The sequence below is a fragment of the Conexibacter sp. CPCC 205762 genome (genome assembly GCF_030646155.1).
Taxonomy (GTDB): domain Bacteria; phylum Actinomycetota; class Thermoleophilia; order Solirubrobacterales; family Solirubrobacteraceae; genus Conexibacter.
Genome location: NZ_JAUTDN010000003.1, coordinates 262846 through 278738, shown reverse-complemented (window position 1 = coordinate 278738; position 15893 = coordinate 262846). Strand labels below are relative to the sequence as shown.

The 15893-nt window shown below is 72.4% G+C and carries 14 protein-coding genes; 12 read left to right on the top strand and 2 right to left on the bottom strand.

The window, feature by feature from the left end; genetic code table 11:
- Window positions 1-134 precede the first annotated feature (134 nt).
- From Q7L73_RS04970 to Q7L73_RS04920, 11 genes are read left to right on the top strand one after another with little or no spacing between them, the layout of a single operon-like run.
- A complete protein-coding gene (locus Q7L73_RS04970; RefSeq protein ID WP_304690857.1) occupies window positions 135-1526 on the top strand; it encodes an ABC transporter substrate-binding protein in 1392 nt (463 codons plus the stop codon).
- 10 nt (window positions 1527-1536) lie between these two features.
- Entirely contained in the window at window positions 1537-2469 is a 933-nt protein-coding gene (locus tag Q7L73_RS04965) for a carbohydrate ABC transporter permease (protein ID WP_304715494.1), read from the top strand.
- Complete coding sequence (locus Q7L73_RS04960; protein WP_304690854.1) at window positions 2466-3395, top strand: carbohydrate ABC transporter permease; 930 nt, start codon at window positions 2466-2468, stop codon at window positions 3393-3395. Before Q7L73_RS04965 ends, Q7L73_RS04960 begins: the two co-directional genes overlap by 4 nt.
- The gene (locus Q7L73_RS04955; RefSeq protein WP_304690852.1) at window positions 3392-4339 is read left to right on the top strand and encodes a phosphotriesterase; all 948 of its coding nucleotides are present in this window, start codon (window positions 3392-3394) and stop codon (window positions 4337-4339) included. Before Q7L73_RS04960 ends, Q7L73_RS04955 begins: the two co-directional genes overlap by 4 nt.
- A complete protein-coding gene (locus Q7L73_RS04950; protein WP_304690851.1) occupies window positions 4336-5544 on the top strand; it encodes an aminotransferase class V-fold PLP-dependent enzyme in 1209 nt (402 codons plus the stop codon). Before Q7L73_RS04955 ends, Q7L73_RS04950 begins: the two co-directional genes overlap by 4 nt.
- The gene (locus tag Q7L73_RS04945) at window positions 5541-6299 is read left to right on the top strand and encodes an SDR family NAD(P)-dependent oxidoreductase (RefSeq protein ID WP_304690850.1); all 759 of its coding nucleotides are present in this window, start codon (window positions 5541-5543) and stop codon (window positions 6297-6299) included. Before Q7L73_RS04950 ends, Q7L73_RS04945 begins: the two co-directional genes overlap by 4 nt.
- A 2-nt stretch (window positions 6300-6301) precedes the next feature.
- Window positions 6302-7459, top strand: coding sequence for an amidohydrolase/deacetylase family metallohydrolase (locus tag Q7L73_RS04940; protein ID WP_304690848.1), 1158 nt, complete (start codon window positions 6302-6304; stop codon window positions 7457-7459).
- Window positions 7456-7830, top strand: a complete 375-nt coding sequence (locus Q7L73_RS04935; RefSeq protein ID WP_304690846.1) for a RidA family protein — start codon at window positions 7456-7458, stop codon at window positions 7828-7830. Before Q7L73_RS04940 ends, Q7L73_RS04935 begins: the two co-directional genes overlap by 4 nt.
- A complete protein-coding gene (locus tag Q7L73_RS04930; protein WP_304690844.1) occupies window positions 7827-8633 on the top strand; it encodes an IclR family transcriptional regulator in 807 nt (268 codons plus the stop codon). The genes Q7L73_RS04935 and Q7L73_RS04930 overlap by 4 nt, the downstream gene beginning before the upstream one ends.
- Window positions 8630-9736, top strand: coding sequence for an alanine racemase (locus Q7L73_RS04925; RefSeq protein ID WP_304690843.1), 1107 nt, complete (start codon window positions 8630-8632; stop codon window positions 9734-9736). The genes Q7L73_RS04930 and Q7L73_RS04925 overlap by 4 nt, the downstream gene beginning before the upstream one ends.
- 13 nt (window positions 9737-9749) lie before the next feature.
- Window positions 9750-10934 carry an ABC transporter ATP-binding protein gene (locus Q7L73_RS04920; RefSeq protein ID WP_304690842.1) on the top strand — a complete coding sequence of 395 codons (1185 nt, stop codon included), beginning with the start codon at window positions 9750-9752 and terminating at the stop codon, window positions 10932-10934.
- On the opposite strand, the gene Q7L73_RS04915 is transcribed toward Q7L73_RS04920, so the two are convergent.
- A complete protein-coding gene (locus Q7L73_RS04915) occupies window positions 10931-12364 on the bottom strand; it encodes a sugar porter family MFS transporter (RefSeq protein WP_304690841.1) in 1434 nt (477 codons plus the stop codon). The genes Q7L73_RS04920 and Q7L73_RS04915 overlap by 4 nt on opposite strands.
- 93 nt (window positions 12365-12457) lie before the next feature.
- On the opposite strand from Q7L73_RS04915, the gene Q7L73_RS04910 reads away from it, so the two are divergent.
- Window positions 12458-14140: a CocE/NonD family hydrolase gene (locus Q7L73_RS04910; protein ID WP_304715493.1), complete on the top strand. Its 1683-nt coding sequence runs from the start codon at window positions 12458-12460 to the stop codon at window positions 14138-14140.
- Here the strand turns inward: Q7L73_RS04910 and Q7L73_RS04905 are convergent.
- Window positions 14137-15816: an alpha/beta hydrolase gene (locus tag Q7L73_RS04905; protein ID WP_304691436.1), complete on the bottom strand. Its 1680-nt coding sequence runs from the start codon at window positions 15814-15816 to the stop codon at window positions 14137-14139. The genes Q7L73_RS04910 and Q7L73_RS04905 overlap by 4 nt on opposite strands.
- Between the last annotated feature and the right edge of the window lie 77 nt (window positions 15817-15893).

Below are 15893 nucleotides of genomic sequence, written 5' to 3'. Positions count from 1 at the left end.
AAATCACCGTGAAACCCTTGCGCTCTTCTAGGTCGATCAGTAAGAATACTCATACTAGAACTCAGATTCACGTATGAGAATCTGATTCGGAGCTCCCCCGCTATCGCGCTGAGGAACTACGAAAGGGAAGAGGGATGCACGAGGAGCATCAGGACGGCGCACGCGCCGACGAGGGTCTGCGCGTCTCACGCGCTTCGCTGCTGCGCGGCGCCGCCGCCGCAGGGCTCTCGCTGCCGCTGATGGGCCTGCTGGCCGCCTGCGGCAGCAGCGACGACGACGGAGCCGCGGCCGGGACCGGCACCAGCGGTGCTGGTGCCGCCTACACCGGCGCGCTCGCGATGACCGCCTGGGAGGCCTATCCGGACCAGATCAGAGCGAACCTCAGAGCGTTCCAGCAGCAGTACGGCAACGACGTCGACCTGACGCTGATCCCCAACATCGGCTACGGCCCTGCGCTCCAGACGCGCCTGCAGGGCGGCCAGGAGATCGACGCGTACTACAACTTCGCGTACAACTCGACGAAGTTCGTCGACGCGGGCTGGGCGAAGGAGCTGAACGACCTGCCGGGCGTCGACGAGATGCTCGCCGACATGTTCGAGACCTCGGCCGCGCGGCACAAGCTGCCCGACGGCCGGATCGTCTCGGTGCCGTACTTCTCGGCCGTGCATCTGATGATGTACAACGAGGCGCAGCTCAGAAGAATCGGCCTGAGCGCGCCGCCGGAGTCCTACAGCGACGTCTACGACGCCTGCGAGAAGCTCAAGGCCGACGGCGTCCGCGCGCCCTACGCCGCCTACTGGACGAAGCAGTTCTCGGAGGAGTACTTCACGCTCTACCTCGTCTCCGAGGGGATCGTGCCGTTCGACGAGGAGGGCAACCCGACCTTCCAGGACGACCCCAAGACGGAGGCGATCTTCGACTGGTGGGTCTCGATGTACCAGGACGGGATGACCGCCAGATCGATCCTGACCGACGACCCCGGCAAGCACGTCGCGGCGATGGCGCAGGGGACGTCGAGCTTCTTCACGCTGCACCACTACTTCCTCAAGGAGATCCGCAACGCCAGAGGGCCGCAGTCGAGAAACGTGACGATGAGCTACCGGATCCCCGGCAGCTCCGGCGAGTCGCTGCAGATCGGCGAGGTCGTGCAGATGGGCACGAGCGCCGACGGCGGCCGCGCCGACAGAGCGTGGGAGCTGCTCAAGTTCTACGGCTGGAAGGACAAGGACGGCCGCTACGGCACGTTCATCTCGTGGGCCGAGGCGGCCGCGCTGCTGGGCCCCTACCCCGGCCTGTTCGAGGATCCGGACTTCAGAAGAGCGTTCCCGGACTACTTCGACCTGCCCGAGCTGCAGAGAGCGTTCGAGGCGTCGCAGGTCGTGCCGACCCGCGTGCTGCCGTGGTACTCGTCGTTCGCGACGAAGGTCGGCGACCGTGTCCAGGCGATGCTGCTCGGCCAGTCGAGCGTGAAGGACACGATCTCCTCGCTGGCGGACGACGCGAAGAACTTTGCCGCCGCAGGCTGACACCCCGGCCGTGAGGCCGCGTGAGGTGCGGGCGCGAGCGCGGCGGCGCTCGCGCCGCGCCGCGGCCGACCGCCGCTTCGGGCTCTACCTCGCCCTGCCGGCGCTCGTGATCGTGCTCGGGCTGATCGCCTGGCCGGCGATCCAGACGCTGATCTACAGCCTCCAGAGAGTCGCCCTCAACGGCGACACGAGATGGGTCGGGCTCAGAAACTTCACGCTGCTGTTCAGAAACCCGGACTTCATCCACTCGCTGTGGCTGACCTCCGTCTACGCCGTCCTCTTCCTGCTCGTCTCGACGCTGCTCGGGCTCGCCTTCGCGCTGCTGCTGAACGAGCGCTTCCGCGGCCGCTGGCTGGCGCGCACGCTGCTGATCGTCCCGTGGGCCTGCCCGTGGGTGATCGCCGGCATCATCTGGAAGTGGTTCGCCGACGGCGACGTCGGCGCCCTCAACGGCGCGCTCTACCAGCTCGGCGTCATCGACGAGTACAAGGCGTGGCTGTCGAGCGACCTCGGCGCGCTGCTGATCTCCGTCTTCGCGGCCGCCTGGCGGCAGGCGTCGTTCGCGGCGCTGCTGTTCCTCGCCGGCCTGCAGACGATCCCGCACGAGCTGCCGGAGGCGGCGAAGGTCGACGGCGCGACCGCCTGGCAGCGCTTCCGGCTGATCACGCTGCCGTGGCTGAAGCCCGTGATCGTCGTCGTGATCGTGATCAACGTGATCTTCGGCTTCATGCAGTTCGACGTCATCTACGCGCTGACGCAGGGCGGCCCCGGCAACGCGACCGAGGTGCTCTCGATCTTCCTCTACCAGCAGCTGTTCGTGTACACCAACGTCGGGATGGGCTCGGCCGTGGCGGTCGTGCTCGGCGTCGTCGCGCTGCTGATCGGACTGCTGTTCGTGAAGCTGCTCTACCGCTCCGGCGACGTGACGGAGGGCAACGCATGAGCGCGGTCGCCGCACCCGCGCGCCCCGCGCGCAGACGCCGCACGCCGAGACGCCGCACGCTGCGGCAGATCCTGATCTACGTCGGCGTGCTGCTGTTCGCGATCTGGGTCCTGTTCCCGCTCTACTTCACGGTCGCGAGCAGCTTCATGAAGCCGAGCGAGGTCGGCTCGGTGCCGTACCACTGGATCCCGCAGGAGCCGACGCTGAAGAACTACACGGCGATCCTGCAGGGCGACTCGACGCCGTTCGCCGACGACGCCGCCAGAGGCGTGACGGCGTCCAGCACCAACGCCGTCGAGCGGCTGATGCCGGCGATGGGGCGCAGCGTGCTGGTCGGGCTGGTGGTCGTCTTCATCAACCTGGTCGTCGGCGGCGCGGCGGCGTACGCCTTCTCGCGCTATCCGTTCCGCGGGGCGAAGATCGCCTATCTCGGCCTGCTCGCCTCGCGCGTGGTGCCGGCGATCGCGATCGTCTCGCCGTTCTTCGTCTTCTTCCGCAAGACGGAGCTGCTGAACACCGCTCCGGCGCTGATCATCAGCTACCTCGTCTTCACGCTGCCGTTGGCGATCTGGCTGTTGAAGTCGTACTTCGACAGCGTGCCGAAGGAGCTGGAGGAGGCGGCGATGCTCGACGGCGCCTCGCGTCTGAAATGCCTCATCTCGATCGTCCTGCCGCTCGCACGGCCAGGGCTGATCGCGGCCGGCCTGCTCGTCTTCCTGGAGGCGTGGAGCGAGTTCTTCTACGCGCTCGTGCTGACCAACGAGCTGACCGTGCCGCCGGTCGTCGCAGGGCTCCAGAACCTGCAGCAGTTCTCTTGGACCACGCTGGCCGCGGCGTCGATCTTCAGCCTCATCCCACCGGTGCTGATCGCCGTCGTCTTCCAGCGCTACATCGTCAGCGGGCTCGCCCGCGGGAGCGTTCGATGAGCAGTGAAGACCGCGTCATGACCGTGCTCGGGCCGATCGCGCCCGAGCAGCTGGGCATCACGCTCAGCCACGACCACATCCTCGTCGACGGCTGGGGGATCCGCGAGCTGTACGACGCGATCCTCGACGACGAGGAGCTGGCGGTCGCCGAGGTCGCGCGCTACAAGGCGGCCGGCGGCGGCACGATCTGCGACCCGACCAACATCGGGCTGGCGCGCGACCCGGCCGCGCTGAAGCGGATCAGCGAGCGCACCGGCGTGCACGTCGTGATGGGCGCCGGCTGGTACCGCGAGCGCGTCTACCCGGACTACGTCCAGGAGGAGCTGCCCGACCAGCTCGCCGACCGGCTCGTCGCCGAGATCGTGGACGGCGTCGAGGGGAGCGGCGTGCGGCCCGGCTTCATCGGCGAGATCGGGACCGAGCGCCACCACGTCACGCCGGCGCAGGAGCGCGTCTTCCGCGCCGCCGGCCGCGCGCACGCGCGCACCGGCATCCCGATCATGACCCACACGACCCACTGGGGCGAGCTGGCGCTGGAGCAGATCGACCTGCTGGCCGAGGAGGGCGTCGACCCCAGCAGGGTGATCATCTCCCACCTCGGCGACCGGCCCGGCATCCGCCACTGGCTGCCGATCGCCGCGCGCGGCGCCTGGCTCGACGTCGACAACCTCGCCTTCGTCGGCGGCTACGCGCCGCTGTCGGTCCGCGCCGACAACGTCGCCGGCCTCTGCGCCGAGGGGCTCGTCGGCCAGATCATGCTCTCCAACGACATCTGCGAGCTGGGGCAGCTGGCCTTCTACGACGGCTGCGGCTACGACAACGTGATCGTGAACTTCCTGCCGATGCTGCGCGAGCGCGGCGTGACGGAGGAGCAGATCCACACGATGACGGTCGAGAACCCGGCGCAGGCGTTCGCCTGGTCGCTGGAGCGGGTCGGCCTGTGAGCGGACTGCTCGACAGCCTCGGCGTGCGGCCGCTGGTCAACGCGGTCGGCCCGGCGACGCGGCTCGGCTCCGGCGTGCTTGCGCCCGCCGTGCTCGACGCGATGCGGGAGGCGGCCGGCGTCTACGTGCGGATGCACGAGCTGCAGGCCGCCGCCGGCGGCGAGATCGCGGCGCTGACCGGCGCCGAGGCCGGCTACGTCACCAACGGCGCCGCCGGCGCGCTGCTGCTGGCGGCGGCCGCCTGCATCGCCGGCGACGACCCGGCGCTGATGAACCGGCTCCCGGACGCCTCTGGGGGGCGCGACGAGATCGTCGTCCACCGCGGCCAGCGGATCGCCTACGACCACGCGCTGCGCGCCGCCGGCGCGCGGCTGGTCGAGATCGGCTTCCCGGACCTGACGTTCCCGTACGAGCTCGACGCCGCGATCGGCGAGCGCACCGCCGCCGTCGCCTACTTCTCCAACAGCGGCGCCAACGCGCTGCCGCTGGAGCAGGTCGTCGAGATCGCGCACGCGCGCGGCGTGCCGGTGATCCTCGACGCCTCGCTGGCGGTCCCGCCGCTGGCCAACCTGAGACGGTTCGCCGCGCTCGGCGTCGACCTGATCGCCGTCAGCGGCGGCAAGTGGATCGGCGGCCCCGCCGCCTCCGGCTTCCTCGCCGGCCGCGCCGACCTGATCCGCTCGGTCGCGCTCCAGCACCAGGACCAGGACGTGCGCGTCGAGACCTGGCACGGCGCGCCGCTGATCGCCGCCGGCACCGTCGCCGGCCCGCCCCACCAGGGGATCGGCCGCCCGCTGAAGGTCGGCAAGGAGGAGATCGCCGGCCTGCTCGCCGCGCTGCGCGCCTACGCCGCGCGCGACCACGCCGCCGACCAGGCGCGCTGGCGCGCCGACGCGCTGACGGTCGTCGACGCCTGCGCCGGGATCGACGGCGTTCGCGCCGCGCTGCTGGAGGCCGACGGCCGCGAGCGCGGCTGGCCGGTCGCCGAGCTGGACCTGCGATCGCCGGCGCGCGCCTACGCGCTCGTGCGTGCCCTCGCGGAGGGCGCGCCGGCGATCGCGCTCGACGAGGCGCTCGCCTGGCGCGGGCTCGTGCGCGTCACGCCGACGCACCTGCGGGAGGGCGAGGCGGCGCTCGTCGCGCGCTCGCTCGCCGCGGCACTGACTTCGACGCAGACACTGGACAGGAAGGACACGGAGGCATGACCGGGACGGCGGTAGTGGTCGGTGGGGGGCGCGGCATCGGCCGCGCGATCGCGGTCGAGCTGGCGCGCGACGAGGGCGTGCAGCGGATCGTCGTCGCCGACGTCGACGAGGCGCTCGCGCAGGAGACGGCGGCGATCGCGAGCGGCGACGCGGAGGCGGTCGCGCTGCCCGTCGACCTCGCCGACGCCGAGTCGGTGCAGGCGCTGTTCGACGCCAGCCGCGACGCGTCGCGGGTCGCGATCCCCGGCGGCGTCTTCAGCGCCGTCCCGTCGCTGGAGCTGGAGCGGCCGGAGATGGAGCGGATCCTGCGCGTCAACCTCGTCGGCTGCTACCACGCGGCGCAGCTGTACGCGCGTGAGATGGCGGCCGGCGACGGCGGCGCGATCGTCGGGATCGCCTCGATCGCGGCGCGCATGCCGCGGATGCGGCAGGCCGCCTATTCGGCCTCGAAGGCGGGGCTGCGGCAGGCGCTGAGGGTGCTGGCGATGGAGGTCGCCGGCGACGGCGTCCGCATCAACACCGTCTCGCCCGGCCCGACCGACACGCCGATGATGCGCGAGCTGCAGAGCGACCACGCGTCGGTCGACGACCTCGCCGCCGGCAGCGCGCTGGCGCTGCGGCCGCGGATCCCGACCGGCCGCGTCGGCCGCGTCGAGGACATCGCCGTCGCGACCCGCTTCCTGCTCTCGCCCGGCGCCGCCCACATCGTCATGCAGGACCTCGTCGTCGACGGCGGCGAGCTGCTGGGGATGTGACCGTGGGGGCGCTGCTCCTGCACGGAGGGGAGGTCTACGACCCGCGCTCCGGCGGATCCCACGGCGGCCGCCGGCCGGCCGACGTGCTGCTCGTGGGCGGGCGCGTCGCCGCCGTCGGCACCAACCTGGAGGTGCCCGACGGCGGCGACGCGCGCGACTGCTCCGGGCTCGTCGTCGCGCCCGGCCTGGTCGACCTGCACACGCACGTGTTCGTCGGCCAGGACCTCGGCGTCGACCCAGACGTCGTCGGCCCGCCGGCCGGCACGACGACCTTCGTCGACACCGGCAGCGCCGGGGCGCACCTGTTCGGCGCCTTCCGCCGCGGGACGATCGACCGCGCCGGCTCGCGCGTGCGCGCCTTCCTCAACATCGCCTCGATCGGCGCGACCTCGATCCTGCTCGCGGGCGAGCTGGAGACGCTCGCCTATGCTGACGAGGACGTCTGCATCGCCGGCGCGCGCGAGCACGCCGACCGCGTGATCGGGATCAAGGTGCGCGCCTCGGGCAACGTCGTCGGCCGCTCCGGCGCGGAGCCGCTGCACCGCGCCCGCCGCGTCGCCGACCGGCTCGGGCTGCCGTTGATGGTCCACCTCGGCCCGGCGCCGCCCGGCAGCGACGAGATCATGGCGACGCTGCGCAAGGGCGACGTGCTGACGCACTGCTACACCGGCTTCGAGGACAACCGCCTGTCGGTCGGCGGGCGCGTGCGCGAGTCGGTGCTGGAGGCGCGGCAGCGGGGCGTCGTCTTCGACGTCGCGCACGGGATGTCGGCCTTCGACGCGGAGGTCGCGAGCGAGATGCTCGCGGCCGGCTTCCGCCCCGACACGATCTCCAGCGACGTGCACGCGTACTCGCTCGACGCCGTCGGCGACCTGCCGACCGTGATGTCGAAGTTCCTCGCGCTCGGGCTCGGGCTCGACGAGGTGCTGGCCTGTGCGACCTACGCGCCGGCCCGCCACGCGGGGCTGGCGGCTGAGGGCGTCGGTACGCTGGACGTCGGGGCACCCGCCGACGTGGCGGCGTTCGAGCTGGTCGAGGGTCCGGTCGCCTACGCCGACACGCGCGGAGGGACCTTCCACGGCCGCCGGCGGCTGCGCACCGCGCTGACGGTCCGCGCCGGGGTCATCGTGCATGAAGCGCTGAAGGAGGGACGGCAGTGAAGCAGGCTGTTGACAGGGGCTCGCCGACGGGTGCGTACTCGCCCGCGGTGATCGCCGAAGGGCGGTTCGTGCACGTCTCCGGACAGGGGCCGCTCGCCGACGGCGCCTACCGGCCGGGCACGATCGAGCAGGAGACCGAGCTGACGCTGCGCAACCTCGAGGCGATCCTCGTCGCGGCCGGCGCCTCGCTCGCGGACGTCGTCAAGTGCGGCGTCTTCCTCGCCTCGATCGACGACTTCGCCGGCATGGACGCCGCCTACCGCGCGGCCTTCGAGGGTGCCGGCGTGCTGCCCGCGCGCACGACCGTCGGCGGCCAGCAGCTCGCGTTCGGGATCAAGGTCGAGATCGACTGCGTGGCGGTGCTCCCGTGAGCGCCGAGGAGCAGGGCTTCACGAGCGTCAAGTCGGCCGACCGCACGCTGGTCGTGCTGGAGCTGCTCGCGACGCGCGAGCCGATGCGGCTGATGGACATCGCCGACGAGCTGGCGATGCCGCGCTCCTCGACCTCGAACCTGCTGCGCACGATGGCCCGCCGCCGCTTCGTCGAGATGACCGACGACGGCCGCCGTTACCGGATCGGCTCGCGGCTGCGCGAGCTGGCGCGCGCGAGCGAGCGCGAGGGCGACATCGTCGCGCTCGCGCAGCCGCTGATGGACCGCGTCGTCGAGCGCACCGGCGAGACGGTCCAGCTGGCGCAGCTGGAGGGGATGGAGGTCGTCTACCTCGCGATCAGCGAGTCGCCGCATCCGATGAAGCTCGTCTCCGAGGTCGGCAAGCGGCTGTTCGCGCACGGCACCGGCGTCGGCAAGACGCTGCTGGCGCAGCTCGACGCCGCCGAGGCCGAGCAGCGGCTGCGCTCGGTCGAGCTGCCGCGCTTCACGGCCGCGACGCTGGTCGACGTCGACGAGCTGCTCGACGGCCTCACCGAGATCCGCGCGAGGGGCTACGGCACCGACGACGAGGAGTACGTGCTCGGCTGCCGCTGCGTCGCGGTGCCGGTCCACGGGCCGCGCGGCGACACGATCGCCGCGATGTCGGTCTCGATCCCGACGCCGCGCTACGACGAGGAGGTCGGCGAGCGCGCGCTCGCCGCGCTGCGCGACGCCGTCGGCGAGCTGTCGCGCCAGCTCGGCTACGTCGCGCCGGCCGTCGACGCTCCGGCGGGGGCGGCGTGACGCTCGACGCGCTCGACACGCCGGCGCTCGTCGTCGACCTCGACGTGCTGCGCGCCAACGTCGCCGCGATGGCCGCCTGCGCGGACGCCGCGGGCGTCGCGCTGCGCCCGCACGCGAAGACGCACAAGTCGCTGCAGGTCGCGCGGATGCAGCTCGCCGCCGGCGCCGTCGGCCTGACGGTCGCGAAGCTCGGCGAGGCCGAGGTGTTCGCCGACGGCGGCGTCGAGGACCTGCTGATCGCCTATCCGCTCGTCGGGCCGCTGAAGCTGGCGCGGCTGGTCGCGCTGGCGCGGCGCGTGCCGCGGCTGTCGGTCGCGGTCGACGCGATCGCGACCGCGGAGGAGATCTCGGCCGCCGTCAGCGCCGCCGGCGGGATCGAGCTGGGCGTCCGCGCCGAGGTCGACAGCGGCATGGGCCGGCTCGGCGTCGCGCCCTGCTCGCCCGAGCTGGTCGCGCTCGCGCGCGCGGTCGATGCGCTCCCCGGCCTCCGCTTCGACGGCGTGATGACGCACGAGGGCCAGGCCTACCAGGCGCGCGACGAGGCCGAGCTGGCGGCCGCCGCCTCCGCCGCCTGCGAGCTGATGGTCGCCAGCGCGGAGGCGATCCGCGCCGCGGGCGTGCGCTGCGAGGTCGTCTCGATGGGCTCGACCGCGACCGCCCGCTTCGCCGCCGGCCATCCCGGCGTGAGCGAGATCCGCCCCGGCACCTACGTCTTCAACGACCGCAGCCAGCTCGCGCACGGCAGCGCGCGCGAGGGCGACCTCGCCGCGCACGTGCTGGCGACCGTCGTCAGCCGCCCCTCGCCGGCGATCGCCTGCGTCGACGCCGGCGCCAAGGCGCTCACCTCCGACCGCATGATCGTGCGCGACGCGGCCGCCGACTTCGGCGCCGTCGCCGGCAACGGCTGGCCGGTCGCGCGCGCGAGCGAGGAGCACGGCCTCGTCGCGCTGCCGGAGGACGCCGCGGTCGCCGTCGGCGACCGGCTCGCGATCGTGCCGAACCACATCTGCCCCGTCGTGAACCTGTTCGACGCCGTCACGGTCGTCGAGCGGGGTCGCGTCGTCGACCACTGGCCCGTGGCCGCCCGCGGGCGCATGACATGACAAGGAGTGCCCGATGGCCGCGATCAAGCTGACCGGAGTGAGCAAGGAGTACGACGGCAGCGGCGCGCTCGCCGTCGACGACGTCGAGCTGGAGATCGCCGACGGCGAGTTCATGGTGCTCGTCGGCCCCTCCGGCTGCGGCAAGTCGACGCTGCTGCGGATGATCGCCGGGCTGGAGGACGTCACCTACGGCGAGATCGCGATCGGCGAGCGCGACGTGACCGACCTCGAGCCGCGCGACCGCGACGTCGCGATGGTCTTCCAGAACTACGCCCTCTACCCGCACCTGACCGTGCGCGAGAACATCGGCTTCGGGCTCAAGCTGCGCAAGACGGCGAAGGCGGAGATGGCCGAGAGAGTCGAGCGCGTCGCGCGTTCGCTCGGCCTCACCGAGTACCTCGACCGCAAGCCGGCGCAGCTCTCCGGCGGTCAGCGCCAGCGCGTCGCGATGGGCCGCGCGATGGTCCGCCAGCCGGCCGCGTACCTGATGGACGAGCCGCTCTCCAACCTCGACGCGAAGCTGCGCGTCGCGATGCGCGCGGAGCTGGCGCGGCTGCACGAGCAGCTCGGCGTGACGACCGTCTACGTCACGCACGACCAGGTCGAGGCGATGACGCTCGGCCAGCGCGTCGCGGTCCTGCGCGGCGGCGTGCTGCAGCAGTGCGACACGCCCGAGACGCTGTTCGAGCGGCCGGCCAACGCCTTCGTCGCCGGCTTCATCGGCTCGCCCGCGATGAACCTGCTGGAGGCGCAGGCGGCCGACGGCGCCGTCCGCTTCGGCGCCGAGTCGCTGGCGCTGGAGCCGGCGGTCGCGCGGGCGCTCGGCGAGCGCGAGCTGATCGTCGGCGTGCGCCCGAGCGACTTCCTGCTCGCCGGCCCTGGCGTCGACCCGGCGCTGCCGCGGCTGCGCGTCGTGCCGGAGGTCGTCGAGCGGCTCGGCTCCGAGATCCACGCGATCTTCGGCGTCGAGGCGAGACAGCTCGACCTCGACGGCCGCGGCGGCCTCACCGGCGAGCGCGACGCGCAGCTGACCGGCGACGACCGCGCGCTGCTGACCGCCCGCCTGGAGGCCGGCTCGCCGGTCGCGGTCGGCCAGCCGGTCGAGCTGGCGATCCGCCGCGACCGCCTGCACTTCTTCGACCGCGCCGACGGCCTCCGGATCGAGACCGCCGCGGCGGCGCTGAGCGCCGCCTCCTAGCCGGCTGCCGTCGCGGGCGTCGGGCCGCCGCTGCCGCCGGCCTCGACGCCGGCGCGGCGGCGCCACTCGTCCTCGATCTCCTCCAGCGTCTTGCCGCGCGTCTCGGGGACGAGCTTCCAGGTGAACCAGATCGCCAGCAGGCCGAAGCCGGCGAGCATGCCGAAGACGGGGCCGCCGCCCCAGGCGGTCAGCAGCACCGGGAACAGCAGCGAGATCGCGAAGTTCGCCCCCCACTGGACCGAGTTGCCGATCGAGATCGCCTGGCCGCGGATGAAGAGCGGGTAGATCTCCGACGCCATCACCCAGAAGCCCCAGCCCCAGCTGACGGCGAAGCAGGCGATGAAGGCGAAGAGGCAGAAGACGGTCAGGTATCTCCAGACGCCGGTGAAGTCGTCGACGGCGAAGGCGACCGCGATCACGCCCATCGTCAGCGCCATCCCGACCATCCCGCCGAGGAGGATCTTGCGACGGCCGATGCGGTCGACGAACAGCAGCGCGAGGATCGTCGCGACGAAGTTGAGCGTGCCGATGCCGGCGGTCGTCAGCGTCGAGGCCGAGTCGCCGAAGTCGGCCTCCTTCAGGATCGTCGGGGCGTAGTAGATGATCGTGTTGATGCCGGTGATCTGCTGGAAGATCCCGAGCCCGATGCCGACCACCAGCACGGTCCGCGCGAGCGGGCTGGAGAAGGCGGCGACGATCGACTCCTTCGGCCGTCTGCGGTCCTCCTCGACCGCGTCGACGATCTCCTGCAGCTCCTCCTCGGTCTCCGGCGCGTTCGGGTCACGCAGCTCGTGGAGGACGTCGCGGGCGCCGTCGACGTCGCCTCTCATCACCAGCCAGCGGGGGCTGTTGGGCAGCACCAGCATGCCGAGGAACAGCAGCGTCGCGGGCACCGCGGCGAGCGCGAAGACGATCCGCCACTCCTCGGCCGTGACGGCGTTGACGATGTACGCGAGCAGGATGCCGGCGGTGATCGCGAGCTGGAACAGCGCGACCATCGAGCCGCGTCTGGCGGCCGGCACGACCTCGGAGATGTAGAGCGGCACGACCGTCGAGGCGAAGCCGACCGCGAGGCCGATGATGAAGCGGGCGACGATCAGCACCGCGAGGCTCTGCGCGACCGCTGCCAGCACGGCGCCGGCTATGAAGACGACCGCCGCCAGTTTCACGATCCCCCGCCGCGACATTCTCGCCGTCAGCCAGGACGAGAAGAAGGCGCCGACGAGCGCGCCGGCGGTGACGGCCGAGACGACGACGCCGATCTCGCCGGAGGAGAGGTTGAACTCGCGCTCGATGTAGAGCTGCGCGCCCGAGATCATGCCGGTGTCGTAGCCGAACAAGATGCCGCCCATCGCGGCGACGGCGGCCGTCAGCCAGACATGCACGCCGTAGGAGAAGTGATGCTCCTCCGGCTCCGCTCTGCTCGACATCGGCCCGTTCCTCCTCATTCCCGCCACCCCCGCTGGGCGACGTCGCGGCGCGAGCATAGAGGCAACGGCGGCGCGTAGGGTAGGAGAGGACAGATGACGATCCTGAGCGAGATCGCCGGCCGCTCGCTGCGGCTGCCGAGCGCGCAGACGCGTGACCTCGTCGTCGAGCACGACCTGCCGGCGACGATGGACGACGGCGTCGTGCTGCTGGCCGACCGCTACGTCGCGCGCGACGCGGCTCCGGGCTCGCTGCCGACCGTGCTCGTGCGCACGCCCTATGGCCGCCGCGGCTTCTTCGGCTTCGTCTACGGCCGCCTGATCGCCGAGCGCGGCTTCCAGGTGGTCGTCCAGAGCGTCCGCGGGACGTTCGGCTCCGGCGGCGTCTTCCGTCCCTTCGACGAGCGCGCCGACGGCCTTGCGACATTGCGCTGGCTGCAGGCGCAGCCGTGGTGCGACGGGCCGATCGGGATGATCGGCAGCAGCTACATGGGGCTGACGCAGTGGGCGGTCGCCGCCGATGGCGCGCTCGGGGCGCTGGCGCCGTCGATCACCGCCTCGCAGTTCCACGGCCAGGCCTACGGCGGCGGCTCGATCTCGCTCGACACCGCGCTCTCGTGGACGCTGATCATCGCCGCGCAGGAGCGCCGGCTGGCGCCGCTGCGGCTGATCTTCGGCCTCCGCCGCAAGCTGCCGAAGGCGTTCGACGAGGTCGCGCTCGGCGAGGTCGACGCGCTGATCGCCGGCGAGCCGGTCGAGTTCTTCCGCGAGTGGTTCGAGGTCGCCGCGCCCGACGACCCCTACTGGAGAACGCGCGACTTCTCGGCTGACGTCGCCGGCGTCAGCGCGCCGGTCCAGCTCGTCGGCGGCTGGCAGGACATCTTCCTGCCGTGGCTGCTGGAGGACTACGTCGCGCTGCGCAGAGCCGGCCGCACGACGCAGCTGATCGTCGGCCCGTGGGCGCACACCTCGACGCCGCTGCTGGCGAGATCGACGCGCGAGGGGCTCGCCTGGCTGCGCGCGCACCTGCTCGGCGACCGCCGCCTGCTCGACGAGGCGCCGGTGCGGATCTGGGTCGGCGGCGCGCGCGAGTGGCGGGCGCTGGAGCAGTGGCCGCCGCCGGAGGCGCGCCCGTGGCGGCTGCACCTGCGCGCGGGCGGGGCGCTGAGCGAGGCCGCGCCCGGCGGGGGCGCGGCGGGCGGCGGCGCGGCGGGCGGCGGTGCGGCGGGCGACGCAGGCGAGGCGGCCTCGACCCGCTTCACCTACGACCCCGCGCACCCGACGCCGTCGCTCGGCGGCCCGGTCCTGCTGGCGCGCGAGCCGGTCACCGACAACGCGCCGCTGGAGGCGCGCGACGACGTGCTCGTCTTCACGGGCGAGCCGCTCGCGCGGGCGGTCGAGGCGATCGGCCCGGTCCAGGCCGACGTGCACGTGCGCACGTCGAGCCCGTTCGCCGACGTCTTCGTGCGGATCTGCGACGTCGACCCGAGCGGGCGCTCGACCAACGTCTGCGACGCGCTGATCCGGCTTGACGACGCCGCCCCGCCGCTGGCGGCCGACGGCAGCCGCCACGTCAGCTTCGCGCTGTGGCCGACCGCCCACCGCTTCGCGGCCGGGCACCGCGTGCGCGTGCTCGTCGCCGGCGGCGCCCATCCGCGCTACGCCCGCAACGCCGGCACCGGCGAGCCGCCGCAGGCGGCGACCCGCCTCGTCGCGGTCGAGCACGAGCTGCTGCACGACGGCGGACATCCGTCCGCCGTCGTGCTGTCGGTGCTCTAGGGCTCCAGCAGCGGCTTGACGTGCGGCGCGAGCCGCGCGAGCCGCTGCAGGCGCGCCGCCTCGCTGCTGCCGCTGCGCTGGGCGAGCGACTGCGGCGCGACCGTGCTCTGCGGCGCGGCCGGCTCCGGCGGCGGCTGCTCGAACGGGACCTCCTGTCTGCAGCTGGTCCCCTCCGCGGGCAGCGTCAGCTGCTCGAGGTAGGCGTCGACGGCGTCGTCGATGCAGGTCGAGTTGCCGCCGTAGGCGGTGTGGCCGTCGCCGCGCATCGTCAGCAGGCGCGCGTTGCCGAGCTGTCTGACGAGCCGCTTCGCCTCCTTGTACGGCGTCGCCGGGTCGTAGGTGGTGCCGACCACGAGCGTCGTCGGGTCGTTGCTGGGGTTGCGGAACGGGCCGTAGAAGGCGCTGTTGGGCTTGACCGGGTAGAGCCCCCATGCCAGCTCGCTGTAGCCGTGGTTCCACCAGGCGTGGTCGTAGTCCTGGTAGGAGCGCTGCCCCTCCTTCACGAACGTGCCGATGTCGTGCGGATAGCGCTGCTCCAAGGCGCTGATCGTGAAGTAGCGGTCGGTGATCGGGTCGTAGTTCCCGTTCTCGTCCGGTCCGCCGTAGAAGAGCTGGTCGATCGCGCGCAGGACGGTGCCGTCGTTGTCCTGCTCCGCTCTCGCGAGCGCGTAGGCGAGGTCGGGCCAGAGGCCCTTCGAGTAGACCGCCTGCGTGACGGCGGCGTCGATGTCCTGCCCGTCGACCGGGTCGCCGTTGCTGGCCGGGATCGGCGTCACCGCCGCTCTCGCGATCAGGTCGTCGAGCGCGGCCCACGGGTCGCTGCCGCCGAAGCCGAGGCAGTTCGCCTGGTCGGCGGCGCAGGCCTGCAGGAAGCGGCCGATCGCGCGCTCGAAGCCGGCCGTCTGCTCGTCGAGGCTGGAGAGCGGGTCGTTGAGGTACTGGTCCGGGTCGAGCGCGCCGTCGAGCACCATCGCGCGGACGTGGCTCGGGAACATGCTCTGGTACGTGGCACCGAGGAAGGTGCCGTAGGAGAAGCCGAGATAGGTCAGTCTTCTGTCGCCGACGGCGCCGCGCAGGTAGTCGACGTCGCGCGCGACGTTCGCGGTCGAGACGTACGGCAGGATCGAGCTGTTGAGCGCCAGGCATCTGCGGATGTAGCGCGTGTCGCGGCTGACCATCGCGCGGATGTCGAGCGTGTCCGGCGTCTCGAACGGCTGCGCGTAGACGCCCTCGGTCTCCTGGTTCGATCTGCAGTCGATCGACGGTCTGCTGTCGCCGACGCCGCGTGGATCCATGCCGACGATGTCGAAGCGGTCGTTGACGCCTCTGAAGAGGTCGCCGCCGATCGCCGCGACGGTCGCCGCCGCGTCGCCGCCCGGCCCGCCGAAGTTGACGAACAGCGAGCCGATCTTGTTGGCCTGGTCGGTCGCGGGGACCTTCGACAGCGCCAGCTGGATCGTGCCGCGGTTCGGCTTGCTCCAGTCCTTCGGGACGGTTGCCGTGGCGCACTGCGGGCCGTCGGGTCTGGCGGCATCGCAGGCGCTCCATCTGAGCGGTGGCGTCGGGCCGCCGCCGCCGGGCCGCTGCGCGAGCGCCCCCGGCGCTGCGACCGCCGTCACGGCGAGCGCGCCGGAGCACAGCGCTGCAAGCCTCCTCCCCCGGAAGCCTTGGCTCATGAGTTCCTCCCTCTGGAAGTTGGATGGGCCTCGCCGCGGGCTACCCCGCTTCGTCCGCCCGTCTCCCGACGTGGTCA